The organism is Parvimonas pharyngis, from assembly GCF_046569675.1.
GTDB lineage: Bacteria > Bacillota > Clostridia > Tissierellales > Peptoniphilaceae > Parvimonas.
The window spans coordinates 95,447-109,713 of the sequence record NZ_JBKICJ010000003.1 but is presented as its reverse complement, the minus strand read 5'-3'; the positions used below and the strand labels follow the sequence as shown (position 1 = coordinate 109,713).

At 27.1% G+C, this 14,267-nt stretch carries 15 protein-coding genes; 14 read left to right on the top strand and 1 reads right to left on the bottom strand.

Annotated features, from left to right (window positions below; all coding sequences use genetic code 11):
• The first annotated feature begins 16 nt into the window (after positions 1-16).
• Genes ACLGL0_RS04540 through ACLGL0_RS04530 form a run of 3 tightly spaced genes read left to right on the top strand, consistent with a single transcriptional unit; the run spans position 17 to position 3,715 of the window.
• Positions 17-1,759, top strand: a complete 1,743-nt coding sequence (locus ACLGL0_RS04540; RefSeq protein WP_411013804.1) for an ABC transporter ATP-binding protein — start codon at positions 17-19, stop codon at positions 1,757-1,759.
• Positions 1,749-3,485: an ABC transporter ATP-binding protein gene (locus tag ACLGL0_RS04535; protein ID WP_411013803.1), complete on the top strand. Its 1,737-nt coding sequence runs from the start codon at positions 1,749-1,751 to the stop codon at positions 3,483-3,485. The genes ACLGL0_RS04540 and ACLGL0_RS04535 overlap by 11 nt, the downstream gene beginning before the upstream one ends.
• Positions 3,485-3,715, top strand: coding sequence for a hypothetical protein (locus tag ACLGL0_RS04530; protein ID WP_314557694.1), 231 nt, complete (start codon positions 3,485-3,487; stop codon positions 3,713-3,715). The genes ACLGL0_RS04535 and ACLGL0_RS04530 overlap by 1 nt, the downstream gene beginning before the upstream one ends.
• Positions 3,716-4,152: 437 nt before the next feature.
• Here the strand turns inward: ACLGL0_RS04530 and ACLGL0_RS04525 are convergent, their stop codons facing one another.
• On the bottom strand, positions 4,153-4,398 hold the full coding sequence (locus tag ACLGL0_RS04525) for a type B 50S ribosomal protein L31 (RefSeq protein ID WP_004832367.1): 246 nt from the start codon (positions 4,396-4,398) through the stop codon (positions 4,153-4,155).
• Between the two features lie 289 nt (positions 4,399-4,687).
• Here ACLGL0_RS04525 and thyA point away from each other — a divergent pair, with 289 nt between their 5' ends.
• From thyA to ACLGL0_RS04470, 11 genes are all read left to right on the top strand, one after another.
• Positions 4,688-5,518 carry a thymidylate synthase gene (gene thyA, locus ACLGL0_RS04520; RefSeq protein ID WP_411013802.1) on the top strand — a complete coding sequence of 277 codons (831 nt, stop codon included), beginning with the start codon at positions 4,688-4,690 and terminating at the stop codon, positions 5,516-5,518.
• 9 nt (positions 5,519-5,527) lie between these two features.
• On the top strand, positions 5,528-6,064 hold the full coding sequence (locus ACLGL0_RS04515) for a flavin reductase family protein (protein ID WP_411013801.1): 537 nt from the start codon (positions 5,528-5,530) through the stop codon (positions 6,062-6,064).
• Between the two features lie 125 nt (positions 6,065-6,189).
• Positions 6,190-6,633 (top strand): GNAT family N-acetyltransferase, encoded by a 444-nt coding sequence (locus ACLGL0_RS04510; RefSeq protein ID WP_411013800.1) that lies wholly within the window; start codon positions 6,190-6,192, stop codon positions 6,631-6,633.
• 10 nt (positions 6,634-6,643) lie between these two features.
• The gene (gene topA, locus ACLGL0_RS04505) at positions 6,644-8,737 is read left to right on the top strand and encodes a type I DNA topoisomerase (RefSeq protein ID WP_411013799.1); all 2,094 of its coding nucleotides are present in this window, start codon (positions 6,644-6,646) and stop codon (positions 8,735-8,737) included.
• Entirely contained in the window at positions 8,727-10,058 is a 1,332-nt protein-coding gene (locus ACLGL0_RS04500; protein WP_411013798.1) for an MATE family efflux transporter, read from the top strand. Before topA ends, ACLGL0_RS04500 begins: the two co-directional genes overlap by 11 nt.
• Positions 10,059-10,125: 67 nt before the next feature.
• Entirely contained in the window at positions 10,126-10,638 is a 513-nt protein-coding gene (locus tag ACLGL0_RS04495) for a cysteine hydrolase family protein (protein ID WP_313961909.1), read from the top strand.
• A gap of 138 nt (positions 10,639-10,776) precedes the next feature.
• On the top strand, positions 10,777-11,118 hold the full coding sequence (locus tag ACLGL0_RS04490) for a histidine triad nucleotide-binding protein (protein ID WP_411013797.1): 342 nt from the start codon (positions 10,777-10,779) through the stop codon (positions 11,116-11,118).
• A gap of 146 nt (positions 11,119-11,264) precedes the next feature.
• A complete protein-coding gene (gene rpsU / locus ACLGL0_RS04485; protein ID WP_004832359.1) occupies positions 11,265-11,444 on the top strand; it encodes a 30S ribosomal protein S21 in 180 nt (59 codons plus the stop codon).
• Between the two features lie 283 nt (positions 11,445-11,727).
• Positions 11,728-12,846 carry a carbohydrate kinase gene (locus ACLGL0_RS04480; RefSeq protein WP_314557673.1) on the top strand — a complete coding sequence of 373 codons (1,119 nt, stop codon included), beginning with the start codon at positions 11,728-11,730 and terminating at the stop codon, positions 12,844-12,846.
• The gene (locus ACLGL0_RS04475) at positions 12,818-13,738 is read left to right on the top strand and encodes a pseudouridine-5'-phosphate glycosidase (RefSeq protein ID WP_411013796.1); all 921 of its coding nucleotides are present in this window, start codon (positions 12,818-12,820) and stop codon (positions 13,736-13,738) included. The genes ACLGL0_RS04480 and ACLGL0_RS04475 overlap by 29 nt, the downstream gene beginning before the upstream one ends.
• Positions 13,739-13,850: 112 nt before the next feature.
• Positions 13,851-14,171: a TfoX/Sxy family protein gene (locus tag ACLGL0_RS04470; RefSeq protein WP_411013795.1), complete on the top strand. Its 321-nt coding sequence runs from the start codon at positions 13,851-13,853 to the stop codon at positions 14,169-14,171.
• Positions 14,172-14,267 lie beyond the last annotated feature (96 nt).

The following is a 14,267-nucleotide window of genomic DNA, read 5'->3' as shown; positions in this document are numbered from 1 at the left end:
GGGAGAAGGTGATTAAATGGGGATTTATTTAGCTGTTAGAGATGGCTTTAAAAAGACAAAAACAAAATTTATACTGGGATGCGCCTTTGATATAATTAGCAGTTTAATTTTAATTTATTTAGTTATTTTATCTGGAAAGATTGTAGATTTATTTAAAAGTCCAACTTTTGAGGCATCAAAAGTTTATAGTTATGTAGCTTTGATGATATTTTTAGGCTTAGTTAACTTTTTAAGTTTTATGACTTTTGCTTATTTATCTTTTGGCTCAGGTGCTAAGTTAAAGATGTACTATAAGGATTTAATTTTTAGAAAAATATTAAAGAAATCTCCTGATTTTTTTCAAAAAAATACTGCAGGAGATGTTATTGGCTTAGCAGATAATGAAACTAAATACATATATGAATATTTTAGCTTTGGAATTTTATTAGCATGTGATTCTATTTTTATGCCATTAATTTGTGCAATTTATCTTGTGTTCTTTCTTTCTTGGGAACTAACTATTGCAGTTATGTTACCTTTTGTTTTCACAGCAATTATCACAAATTTAATAAGTAAAAAAGTTGGAAAAGTGAGTGAAGAAATGAATTTGACTTTTGGAAAGTCAAGTCAGGAAATTTTAGAAATAATTGAAGGAATAAAATTAATAAAAAGTTATGTTAATGAAGAGGTAAGGCAAAAAAATATTTCTAAAATAATTAAATATTATTTTGATTTAGCATATTTAGAATCAAATCTTTGGATGATGTCTTTTCTTTCAAACTCATTTATAAGAGTGGTATCAATGGTAATAGGACTATTTTATGGTGCTTTTTTAGTTAGAAATGGAAGTATTTCAATCGGAAAACTTGTAACATTTTTTGGACTTGGAGAGACTTTAGCATGGTCTTTTTGGGGACTTGGCGACTGTATAAATACCTATAAAAGAGCATTAGTTTCAATAAATAGAATAAATCTTTTACTTGATGATAAGACAGAAATTGAAGATGGTGATAAAATTTTAGAAGATTTTTCTACTATGGAGTTTAAAAACTTTTCTTTTTATTATCCTGAAGAAAAAGAGGCTTCACTTAAAGATATAAGTTTTAAACTAAATAAGGGAGAAACTTTAGGGATTGTTGGTAAAAGTGGAAGTGGAAAGAGTACATTAGTAAAACAAATTTTAAGATTTTATAATTTTGATAAAAACAAGGTTTTTATTAATAATATACCTTATGAGGAATATGATATTACATCAGTAAGAAGTAAATTTGGATATGTAAGTCAAGAGAATATTTTGCTTTCAAAAACCGTAAGAGAAAATATTTTATTTGGTAGTGTTTCAGAAGATGATGAAAGAATTATTAATGTTATTAAAAAAGCAGATTTTTATAAGGATATACAAAATTTAGAAAAAGGACTTGATACAGTTGTTGGAGAACGTGGTCTCGGACTTTCTGGCGGACAAAAACAAAGAATTTCTCTAGCAAGAGCGCTATATCGTGATCCTGAAATTCTGGTTTTAGATGATTCTTTTTCTGCGATTGATGCAAATACTGAAAGTAAGATTATTAATTCGCTTAAAGAAAATAGAAAAAATAGAACTAATATAATTATTTCTCATAGAATTTCTGCAGTTGAACATGCTGATTTAATTTTGGTTATGGATAATGGAGAAATAGTAGATAGAGGAACTCATGAAGAACTTATTTCCAAAGATTCTTGGTATAAAGAACAATTTGAGTATCAAAGTCTAGACAAGGAGGAAGAAGATGAAGAATAAGAAATTAAAGTTTTTAACTTCCTACCTTTTAGAAGAAAAGTTTTTACTTTTTACAGGCTCAATTTGTACTATTTTTAGAGTTTTTCTTGATGTGTATATACCAACAGTTATTTCATCAATTATTGATGCAGATTTGGTTAATATGGATAATTTTTATTCCTTTATCTTAAATAAAGTGTTATTCTATTTAGCATTAAACTTAGCCGTTGTAGGATTTACTTTTGTAGTAAGAATTACTTTTAATAAAATTTCTTGTAATATCGCATACAAGATTCAATTTAGTCTAATTAGACGTATGCAAAGTTTTAAGATGCAATATTTTGATAGTTCTTATGCAGGAGATTTGGTTTCTAGATTTACTACTGATACAAATACAATTAAAGAGTTATATCAAACTCTTTTAAATGACTTACTAGCTTTTGTTTTAAATCTAGGAATGATGTTAACTGTTATGTTTTTCATTAGTCCATATTTATTATTAATAGTGTTGGTTTATTTGCCATTAATGTATGTAATTACAAAATATTATGGTCAAAAACTTACAGAAGTTACTAAAACAATAAGAAAACATGAGGGAATTACAAGTTCAATCTATAATGAAACTATTAAGTCTTTACCTGTAATTCAAGTTTATGGAAATGAAGATTTGATGATTAAGTCTTTTGAAAAAGAAAATAAAGAAGTTGAGAAAAACTATATAAGAAGAACTTTAATCAATGCTTTATTTTCTTGGAATTTGATGGACTTTGTAATGATTGTTACTAATGCTATAATAATTTTAGTATTTACTATTTTAAAACTAAACGGACTAGGGTTAAGTGTTGGTATATTATATATTCTGATTGAGTACAATAAAAGAATTTTAAGGCTATTTATGAATTTCTTATCTGAAATAAATAGATATAAGACTGCGCTTGTTTCTTGTGATAGAATCATCAAAATTTTCGAAATTGAAGAAGAAAAAACAACGGATAGGGAAATTGAACTTGAAGGAAATATTGAATTTAAAAATGTTGGTTTTGAATATAAAGAAAATGTTCCAGTTTTAAAAGATGTCAACTTCAAACTTGAAAAGGGAAAATCAATTGCTTTTGTTGGTGCAACTGGAAGTGGAAAGTCAACAATAATGAATTTAATTTTAGGTTTTTATGAAAATCAAAAAGGAGAAATTTTACTTGATGGACAAAATATAAAAACTTTAAGTAAAGCATCATACAGAAAACAAATGGCAGTAGTGCTTCAAGATCCTTATATTTTTACAGGAAGTATAAAAGATAATATTACTCTTAAAGATGAAAATATAACTGAAAAAGAAGTGCTAGATGCTATTGTAAAAGTTGGAGGGGAAAATCTTTTACAAAGAAGAGATAATAATTTAGATTTTGAGCTTGCAATAAGTGGTTCGGATTTATCACTTGGAGAAAAACAAATCATCTGTTTTGCTAGAGCAATAGTTAGAAATCCAAAAGTTTTAATTTTGGATGAAGCAACTGCAAATATTGATACTGAAACGGAAAAAATTATCAATTATGGAATTGATGTTTTAAAACAGGGTAGAAGCACAATTATTATTGCACATAGATTGTCCACTGTTAAAAATTGTGATACAATAGTTATGATAGAAAATGGAAAAGTTTTAGAAACAGGTACACATGATGAGCTTATCGCTCTTAATGGAAAATATAAAACTTGGTACGAAATACAATCTGCAAAAGGGGACAAATAATGAAACAAGAGTATTATGACTTATATGATATTGTTATTAAAGATATAAATAGTGAAGGGTATTTTGTTTATTCCAATATGGCAAAAAAACATATTAGGGAAAAGTTGGGAATGACTGTCCAACAACAAAAAAGAGCTTTTCAATTTTTTGAACTTATGGGTTATTTTAATCAACATGAAAAATTCCCAAAAATTTATATAAGAAGTACAAAACTTAAAGGTGGTTGTTAATAAAAGAGCTGTGAGAACAGCTCTTTTTTGTTGGGGAAATTATTCAGATATTTTGAAGCAGATTTATATTTACTTTTGCTTTAGCAAAAGTAAATGTATCGAAGATACATACAAAAATTATTTTATAGTCTCTTTCAGAAAGACTATTCCTTATTATTAGCAAAAATTAGTAAAAAATTTTTTCAAATATTTATTTTTGGAATAATCAACTTCAAAAATTTAATTCTATATAATGGAGCTTTATGAGATCTCTCCACTCCGTTTCGCTTTGCTCAACTTCGGTCGAGATGACGTATAATGAGATACTTTTATTTAATAGATTATCGTTAACAGTAAATTAGCTTGCGAATTTTTTAATATATCTTTAATGCTATGATACTTATCAAAGAAAAACCCATGTTTTTTGCAATAAAAAAAGCAGATTGCTCTGCTTTTTACTAGTCCATATTGTATCTTTTTTTGAATTTTTCAATTCTACCACCTTTTTCAACAAATCTTTGACGACCTGTATAGAATGGGTGAGAGTCAGAACTGATTTCGATTTTAATTAATGGATAAGTGTTACCATCTTCCATTTCTATTGTTTCATTTGAAGTTTTTGTTGAACCACAGATGAATTTATATCCACTTGTTGTATCCATAAAAACTACTTTATTGTATTCTGGATGTATTCCCTTTTTCATTGTTTTCACCTCACTTAAATATTGTAAATTAATCACTTTAGGTATTATATCATATCATAAAACTTAAATCAAGTATTTTTAGTGAATAAATTGAAAAATATTTTGAAAAATGTTACAGTTTCAATAGATATTTTAAATTTTAGATTAAGTAAATTCAAATTTAATTTGCCTTTTTTATATAAAAATGTTATTCTTATTATGAGAAAAAAAACCGACCCTCCCACGATGTTTCGCATCTGGTAGTGCACGGAAAATTTGTTATTTCACAATTAAAGTTTAGGAGAAAATTATGAGTAGAGCAGATGATATATTTATTTCAATGTGTAAAGATATACTTGAAAATGGTGTAGATACAAAGGGAGAAAAAGTTCGTCCTGTTTGGGAAGATGGAACAAAGGCATATACAATAAAAAAATTCGGAGTTGTAAATAGATATAATTTAGCTGAAGAATTTCCTGCGCTTACACTTAGAAAAACAGCTATTAAATTATGTACTGACGAAATGCTTTGGATATGGCAAAAAAAATCTAATAACATTAAAGATTTAAAGAGTCATGTTTGGGATGAGTGGGCTGATGAAAATGGAAGTATTGGAAAGGCTTATGGTTATCAACTTGGTGTTAAACATAAGTATAAGGAAGGAATGTTTGATCAAGTTGACAGAGTTATTTATGATTTAAAAAACAATCCATATAGTAGAAGGATAATTACAAATATCTACGTTCATGAAGATTTATCTGAAATGAATTTATATCCTTGTGCATATAGTGTTACTTTCAATGTTACAGGTAAAAAATTGAATGCTATCTTAAATCAAAGAAGTCAAGATATTTTAGCTGCAAATAATTGGAATGTTTGCCAATATGCAATTTTAGTTCATATGCTTGCTAGAGAATGTGATTTAGAAGTTGGAGAGTTAGTTCATGTTATAGCTGATGCTCATATTTACGATAGACATATTCCTATAATAGAGGAACTTATTAAGAGAGAGAAATTCCCTGCTCCAAAGGTTACTTTAAATCCTGATGTTAAAAACTTTTATGATTTTACATCAGATGATGTTATAATAGAGGACTATAAATGTGGAGAACAAATAAAAGATATTCCGATTGCAATTTAGGAGAAAATTATGAAAAGAAAAATTAATGTTTTTGATTATGCTAAGGAAATAATGTTAGCAGTTGAAAAAGGTGTTTTACTTACAACAAAGTCAAAAGAAAAAGTAAATACAATGTCTATTTCTTGGGGAACCTTGGGAATTGAATGGAATAGACCAATTTTTACAGCATTTGTTAGAGAAAGACGTTTTACGAAGGAACTTCTTGACGAAAACGGTGAATTTACTGTAAATATTTTTTTAAATGATTTTGATAAAAAAGTAATTGGACTTTGTGGAACAAAGTCAGGAAGGAATACTGATAAAATAAAGGACTTGAATTTAACTTTAGTTGACTCTGAAATTGTAGATGTTCCTGCAATTAAGGAATTGCCTTTAACTTTAGAATGTAAAGTTATTTACAAGCAAAAACAGGATGAAAATTCGATTCCAAATGATATAAAGAAAAAAAATTATCCTGAAAATGTTTCAGGAGAGTTTTATGGTGCAAACATGGATTATCATACAGCTTATTATGGAGAAATTGTAAGTGCATATATAATAGAATAGAATTTAATTTTGTGTCAGTTTTATAAAATTGACACTTTTTTAATTATATAATTTAAAAAATATTGACAAAATTAATTAAATTATATAACATATAGAGAGTTTAAATAATATATGGAGTTGTTTGTATGGAATATAGAGTTTTGAAAAGCGATGACATGAAAATGGCATTTGCTTTGCGACAAGAAGTTTTTGTAGATGAGCAAAAAGTTCCACTTGAATATGAAATTGATGATAGAGATAGTTTAGATGATACAATTCATGTTGGAGTTTTTGAGGGAGATGAACTTCTTGCAACTGCAAGAATTATGAATATACATAAAGATATTGTCTATTTTGGTAGAGCATGTGTTAAAAAATCGTGCAGAGGTAAGGGTGTAGGCAAATTTCTATTCATAAATATGGAAGAAACAGTAAAAAAATATAAAAAAGAAAATGAAAAAAAGATGATAAGATTTTCAGCACAATATCATGCAATGACTTTTTATGAAATGTTAGGATATTCTAAGGATAATGATGATATTTTTGTTGAGGTTGGAATAGAACATATATCAATGAGTAAGATTATATAAGGAGTTTGTTTTGTATAAAAATTTAGTTATAGTAGAGTCTCCAACAAAAGCTAAAACAGTTAGTAAAATGCTTGGAAGCGATTATAAGGTTGTAGCTAGTATTGGTCATATAAGAGATTTACCAAAAAGTAAATTGGGAATAGATATAGACAATAATTTTGAGCCTGAATATATTAATGTTAGAGGTAAAGCATCAAAGATTAAAGAGTTAAAAGAGCTTTACAAAAATTCAGAAAATGTATATCTTGCAACCGACCCTGATAGAGAGGGAGAGGCTATTTCTTGGCATATCGCATATCTTTTAGGACTTGATATTAATGAAAAAAATAGAATAGAATTTCATGAAATTACTAAAAAGAGTATCAAAGAATCTATAAAAAATTCAAGAAAAATTGATATGAATTTAGTAAATTCTCAACAAGCTAGAAGAGTTTTAGATAGACTTGTAGGTTATAAACTTTCTCCTATTCTATGGAAAAAAATAAAGAGCGGTCTTTCTGCAGGTCGTGTTCAGTCTGCAACTTTAAAGATTATTTGTGAACGTCAAGAAGAAATAGATAATTTTGTTCCAGAAGAATTTTGGAAGATTGAGGGGATACATAATGTTCAAAATATAGAGTTTAAATCACTTTATTATGGAGAATATGAAAATAAAAAAATAGTAAAAAGAGATATAAAAACGGAAAAAGAAGCTTTAGAGGTTGTAGAAAAAACGGATAAAGGCAATTTTATCGTTGAAGATGTAAAAAAGGTAAAAAAAGAGAGAAAACCACAACCGCCTTTTACTACAAGTACATTGCAACAAGAAGCGGGAAGAAAATTAGGTTTTTCAAGTTCAATGACTATGAGTATTGCTCAACAACTTTATGAAGGAATAAATGTTGGTAAAGAAGGATCTGTCGGATTGATTTCATATATGAGAACAGATTCAACTAGAATTTCATCTGAAATAGTTGCTGAAGCAATAGAATATATTACAGAAAATTATGGAAAAAATTATGCTACAAGAGGTAATGAATACAATTTAAAAAAGAAGAATTCTCAAGATGCTCATGAAGGTGTTAGACCAAGTAGTATTTTTAGAAGTCCTGAAAAAATAAAGAGCTATTTAACTGCAAATCAATATAAACTATATAAATTGATTTGGGAAAGAACTGTAGCTTCACAAATGAAAGCAGAAAGTTATGAAAGCACACAAATAGTTTTAAATTCAAATAATTGTATCTATAAATTAAATGGAAGATTTACTTTATTTGACGGATTTTCAAAAATATATACTTCAAGTGATATTAAGGATGAGCCACTTCCTAAACTTGAAGTTAAAGATGTAATTAATGCTGAAAAAATAGAAAAAAGTCAACATTTTACAAAACCAGTTGCTAATTTCACTGAGGCGAGTTTAGTTAAAAAACTAGAAGAAAACGGAATAGGAAGACCTAGTACCTATGCAAGTATTATAAACAGTTTGACAAGCAGATTTTATATTTTAATTGAGAATAAAAAAATTATTCCAACAGAACTTGGAAAAAATGTAAATAAGTTTTTAGTTTCCAACTTTGAAACAATTATAAATGAAAAATTCACAATGGAAATGGAAGAAAAACTTGATGAAATAGCTGAAAATAAAAAGGATTGGAAAAAAGTCATTTCAGATTTCTATGCTGTTTTTGAAACTTTTTTGAAAAAGTCTGATGGAGATTCAGAAGATTATAAAATAAAAGATGAAGTTCTTGACGAAAAGTGTCCACAATGTGGTAAAAATTTAGTCATTAAAAAGACCAAATTTGGTAAATTTATCGGTTGTAGCGGATTTCCTGATTGTAATTATATAAAAAAGGAAGTTAAAGATACTGGTGTAAAATGCCCTAAATGTGGTGGAAGAATAATTGAAAAAATTTCAAAAAAGAGAAAAGTTTTTTACGGATGTGAAAATTATCCTGAATGTGACTATGCAATTTGGGACAAACCGATAGCTGATAAAAAATGTGAAAAATGTGGAAAATTCTTAGTTGAAGTTAAAAACAGATTTAAACACGCACTAAAATGTTCCGATGAAAATTGTGATTTTGAAATTGATTTAAAGAAAAAGAAAAATGAAAAATAAAAGATTAGAACTTAACAAATTCGCTTTTCCACTTATGGTGAATTTTATCCTAAGTTATATTTTGGAGTTATCTGATATTGCTATTGTTGCAAGAGTTTCAACACCTGCATTTAATGCGGTAAATTTGATTTCTTCAACATTATATACTGTAAGTGGAGTTTTGGGAGCAACTGCAATAATTATAAACACAAAACTTGGAGAAAAACTGGGACAGGGAGATGAAAAAGGTCTAAATTATGAATTCTTTTCATCTCTTGCTATCAATATTTTTATGGGAATTTTATTCTTATTATTGATGTTGCTCGGAAAGACATATTTTTTAAAAATATTCTATAATTTATCTGGGGAAACTTTGGAACAGGGGATTTTGTTCTCATATCCTATGAGTTTTTGTGTCTTGTTACAACTATGTTTATTTACATTTGGGGCATATTTTAGAATTTCAAATATGACAAAGTGGATTTTAATAGGATCTACTGTTTCTTCAGTTTTAAATTTGGGTTTAGATTATTTATTTGTTCTTGGAAAGTTCGGTTTTCCAAAACTTGGAATTACTATGGTAGGATTTAGTACTGTTTTTTCAATGTTTGTAAATCTTCTTATTTATATTTTTGTATTGAAAAATAAATTAAAGTTAAAATTTGAATTATTAAAAAGCTATTTTATAAATGGATTTAATCATTTTAAATTAGCTTTTCCTATTATGATACAGGAAATTTTTGACGGAACTATTTTTGTCATTATTTTCAATATGATTGTTATTAGAATAGGGAATAACGAATTTGCTGGATATTCAATAATTACAAATTTAATTATGTTTTTATTTACTTTTAAACATATCTATGGTTCTGCGACTCTGAGTTTAATAAGCATAAGTTCTGGAGAGAAAAACATTAGAAATTTGATAGATTATCCTAAAATTTCTGTTAAGATTACAACCGTATTATTTATCTTTGGAAGTGCATTATTCTTTATTTTTAGAGAATATTTACCTAAACTTATTACAGATGATATTTTGGTACAAAATTTTGCTACAAAATTTTTGATATTTTTCTTAATAGCAAATATTTGTAGTTCGTATTCATACATATATAAATGTGCTTTACAAGGTTTGAATAAAAATATGTTTTTATTAAAAACAACAGCAGGGGTAAATATCTTAAGTCTTATTTTAATGTTGATTTTAACACAAGTTTTTGATTTATCTCTATTTGGAGTTGCATTTGCACAATTTGTAAATGAATTTATCTTGAGTGTAATATTTTTGAAATATTATAGATATATTATAAATGATGAATTTTATAATTTGACAAAAGAGTAATTATTGTATATAATTTATTTGGATAAAATATTTAGATTTTTTTATCAAAAACTTTTGGAGGCTGGTTATGAAAATATTAGTTGTTATTGATGTGCAAAATGATTTTGTTGACGGTAGATTGGGAACTAAAGAAGCTATTGATATGATTCCGAGTTTAAAGGAAAAAATTAAAAACTTTGATGGAGAAATTATTTATACAATGGATACTCATGATGATAACTACCTAAATACTCAAGAGGGAAGAAAACTTCCTGTAAAGCATTGTATCAAGGGTAGTAATGGTTGGGAAATCCGAGAAGGTATTTATAAAGAAAATTGTAAAATTTTTGAAAAAGCAGGATTTGGATCTAGCAACTTAGTTGAATATTTAAAAAATCTAAACGAAAAAGAGCAAATAGAAAGTATTGAATTTGTTGGAATTTGTACTGATATTTGTGTAGTTGTTAATGCATTAATGATTAAAGGATTTTTACCTGAAGTTGAACTAATCGTTGATAGTAAATGTTGTGCGGGAGTCACTCCACAAAGTCATAATACAGCATTAGAAACAATGAAAATGTGTCAAATTGAGATTTTATAAAAAAATAAGGATACACGATTACAAGTTGTAGTCGTGTTTTTTTATTGTAAATATGCCTAAAATATGGTATAATAATCGAGAATTAAAATAGATTAAAAATTATTTTAATTGTGATATTTACTGTATGGAGGTGAGATAATGGATTGTATATTTTGCAAAATTGTTAATGGAGAAATTCCATCAAATAAAATTTATGAAGATGAAGATATAATTGCATTTAACGATTTATACCCTCAAGCTCCGATTCATTTTTTAGTAATTCCTAAAAAACATATTGAATCTTGTAATTTTTTAGATAGAGAAAATTCAGAAGTTGTTGCAAAGATTTTTGTAAAGATTGCTGAACTTGCAAAAGAAATGGGATTTGACGAATCAGGTTACAGAATTATAAATAATTGTAATGATCACGGTGGACAAACTGTTAAACATTTACATTTTCACGTTCTTGCAGGACGTAGTTTAAATTGGCCACCAGGCTAAAATTTAAAATATTTTAAAAAAATTTTAAAAATTATTAATTATACAAAAAAATATTGTGAATTTACTTGAATTTATATTGATTTTGTTGTATAATATGAATGATTATTTCTCAAGACAGTATGTCTATATAAGAGAGGGGGGATATCATGGCAGAGATCAGAGTTGGCGAAAACGAATCTTTGGATAATGCGTTGAAAAGATTTAAAAGACAATGTGCACGTGCTGGAGTGCTTTCAGAATATAGAAAAAGAGAACATTACGAAAAGCCAAGTGTAAAGAGAAAGAAAAAATCAGAGGCAGCAAGAAGAAAAAAGAAAAAATTCTAAGCTGTTTAAAATTTAATTTTTTGAATTAAACTAAAGTCCTTTATTTTAAGGACTTTTTTTATGTTTTTTAAACTTTATATAAATTAAGAACACTCACGTCATAATACTTTGCGAAGAGAATCTCCCAACACGTCATCTCGAGCGAAGTCGAGAGATCTCATACTTTTGCTTTAGCAAAAGTAAATGTATCGAAGATACATATAAAAAATTTTTTATTAAAAACATATTGATTTTTATATAAACATTTGATATAATTATATAAACTGTTGTTTAAGGAGGTATTATGACGAAAAGAGAACAAGAACTTTTAGATATAATAAAAGAAAATCCATATATATCTCAAAATGAACTTGCTGATTTGCTTAATATTAAGAGATCATCAGTCGCAGTTCATATATCAAATTTGATTAAAAAGGGATATTTAGTAGGTAGAGCATATGTGATAAATTCAAACTTATCAAAAGATGTTTGCATCATAGGTGGCTGTAATATTGATTTTATTGCAAAAAGTTTCGATAAATTAAATATGAAAGACTCTAATCCTGGAACATTAGAGTACTCTTTTGGCGGTGTTGCGAAAAATATTGCTGAAAATTTAGTTAGAATGGGAATGGATAATAAATTTATTTCTGTTTTTGGAGATGACATTTACTCAAAAGAAGTTAAAGATTATTTAAAGAAAATTGGTGTAGATTTTTCAAATAGTAAATTTTTAACTAATAAAGGAATGTCAAACTATATTTCTATATTAGATGAAAATAATGATTTATTTACAGCTATTTCTTCAATGGAAGTTTTAGAAGAAATAGATATTGATTTTATTTCAAAAATTATTGACTTGATTAAAAGTTATAAATATATTGTAATGGATACAAATTTAAGAGAGGACGTTCTTGAATATATTTGTAAGAATTGTCCAAATTCAAAGATAATTGTAGATTGTGTTTCAAGAAAAAAAGCTTTAAAAATTAAGAAACTACTAAGATACATTTATCTTATCAAACCAAATATCTACGAAGCTGAAGAATTAACAGAAGTACCTTATAATAATGAAGAAGATTTAGAAAAAATAATTAAAGTATTTTTGAATAAGGGAGTTAAAAAAGTTTTTATTTCAATGGGCAATGAAGGTATTGTATATGCCGATAAAAATGAAAATGGCATAGTAAAAATAGAAGAAGAACTAAAAATAGAAAATACTTCAGGTTGTGGAGATGCAGCTATGAGTGGAATAATCTACGGCGAAGTTAATGGTTATGAAATTTTAGAATGTGCAAAATTTGGGAATATTGCAGGTCGTATAACTGCACAATCTATGGATACAGTTAGTAAAGATATAAGTGAAAAAAATCTATTAAATTTTGGAGGAAGTTATGAAATTAGAAAAATATTTAACAGTTAGTGAAGAAGTAAAAAATGCAATTAAAGAAAATAAACCAGTTGTAGCTTTGGAATCAACAATAATCTCACATGGAATGCCTTATCCTAAAAACGTTGAAACAGCTCTAGAAGTTGAAAAAGTTGTTAGAGAAAATGGAGCAATTCCTGCTACAATAGCTATTATAAATGGAGAAATTAAAGTTGGGCTTACAAAAGAAGAAATTGAAGTAATCGGGAAAGCCGGACTTAGTGTAACAAAAACTTCAAGAAGAGATTTAGCTTATGTTGTTGCAAATAAATTAAATGGAGCAACAACTGTTGCCGCAACAATGATTTGTGCAGAAATGGCAGGAATTAAAGTTTTCGCAACAGGTGGAATCGGTGGAGTTCACAGAGGAGCAGAAACTACTATGGATATTTCAGCTGACCTTGAAGAATTAGGAAATACAAATGTAGCTGTTATTTGTTCAGGTTGTAAATCAATTTTAGATATGGGACTTACTTTAGAATATTTAGAAACAAAGGGAGTTCCTGTTTATGGATACCAAACAAATATATTACCAGCATTCTACACAAGAGAAAGTGATTTTAAAGTTAGTAAAATAAATTCAGAAGAAGAAATTGCAAGAGTTTTAAAAGCTAAATGGGATTTAGAACTTAATGGTGGAGTTGTAATTGCAAATCCTATTCCAGAAGAATATTCAATGGATAGAAATTTAATTGATAAGACAATTTTAGATGCTTTAAAAGAAGCAGATGAAAATGGAATAAAAGGAAAAGATACAACACCATTCTTACTTGACAAAGTTCAAAAACTTACACAAGGAAAGAGCTTAGAAGCTAACATCAGATTAGTATTCAATAACGCAAAACTTGCTAGTAAAATAGCAATAGAATATTCAAAATTAGCATAAAAGTCGGGGAAACTCGACTTTTTTTATAATTAAATACATTAAAATATTTGCATTTTTTTATGGATAATGATAGTATTTAAGTAGAAAATAAGTAATTTTTTAGGAGGTTATTATGGCATCAAGTAAAGAATATTTAGAATATATTTTAGAACAGTTATCTGAACTTGAAGATATAAAATATAGGGCGATGATGGGAGAATATATTATCTATTATAAAGAAAAAGTTATAGGTGGAATATATGATGATAGATTTTTAGTAAAAGCTACAAACAAAGCTATTGACTATGTTTCTGACGTACAATTTCAATTGCCATACGAAGGAGCAAAAGAAATGCTATTAGTTGATGATGTGGAAGATAAAATGTACCTAAAAGGCTTATTTGATACAATGTATGATGAATTACCTTTCCCCAAAGTTAAGAAGAAAAAATAAATAATATAATTTCTGTATGTATCTACGATACATTTACTTTTGCTAAAGCAAAAGTATGAGATCTCCTCAGTCAATTGTATATTTATATACAATAGC

What these genes read in the sequence shown, in the direction of transcription:
- ACLGL0_RS04540 (WP_411013804.1), top strand. Translation starts at nt 17, where the DNA reads ATGGGGATTTATTTAGCTGTTAGAGATGGCTTTAAAAAGACAAAAACA.
- ACLGL0_RS04535 (WP_411013803.1), top strand. Translation starts at nt 1,749, where the DNA reads ATGAAGAATAAGAAATTAAAGTTTTTAACTTCCTACCTTTTAGAAGAA.
- ACLGL0_RS04530 (WP_314557694.1), top strand. Translation starts at nt 3,485, where the DNA reads ATGAAACAAGAGTATTATGACTTATATGATATTGTTATTAAAGATATA.
- ACLGL0_RS04525 (WP_004832367.1), bottom strand. Translation starts at nt 4,398, where the DNA reads ATGAAAAAGGGAATACATCCAGAATACAATAAAGTAGTTTTTATGGAT.
- thyA (WP_411013802.1), top strand. Translation starts at nt 4,688, where the DNA reads ATGAGTAGAGCAGATGATATATTTATTTCAATGTGTAAAGATATACTT.
- ACLGL0_RS04515 (WP_411013801.1), top strand. Translation starts at nt 5,528, where the DNA reads ATGAAAAGAAAAATTAATGTTTTTGATTATGCTAAGGAAATAATGTTA.
- ACLGL0_RS04510 (WP_411013800.1), top strand. Translation starts at nt 6,190, where the DNA reads ATGGAATATAGAGTTTTGAAAAGCGATGACATGAAAATGGCATTTGCT.
- ACLGL0_RS04500 (WP_411013798.1), top strand. Translation starts at nt 8,727, where the DNA reads ATGAAAAATAAAAGATTAGAACTTAACAAATTCGCTTTTCCACTTATG.
- ACLGL0_RS04495 (WP_313961909.1), top strand. Translation starts at nt 10,126, where the DNA reads ATGAAAATATTAGTTGTTATTGATGTGCAAAATGATTTTGTTGACGGT.
- ACLGL0_RS04490 (WP_411013797.1), top strand. Translation starts at nt 10,777, where the DNA reads ATGGATTGTATATTTTGCAAAATTGTTAATGGAGAAATTCCATCAAAT.
- rpsU (WP_004832359.1), top strand. Translation starts at nt 11,265, where the DNA reads ATGGCAGAGATCAGAGTTGGCGAAAACGAATCTTTGGATAATGCGTTG.
- ACLGL0_RS04480 (WP_314557673.1), top strand. Translation starts at nt 11,728, where the DNA reads ATGACGAAAAGAGAACAAGAACTTTTAGATATAATAAAAGAAAATCCA.
- ACLGL0_RS04475 (WP_411013796.1), top strand. Translation starts at nt 12,818, where the DNA reads ATGAAATTAGAAAAATATTTAACAGTTAGTGAAGAAGTAAAAAATGCA.
- ACLGL0_RS04470 (WP_411013795.1), top strand. Translation starts at nt 13,851, where the DNA reads ATGGCATCAAGTAAAGAATATTTAGAATATATTTTAGAACAGTTATCT.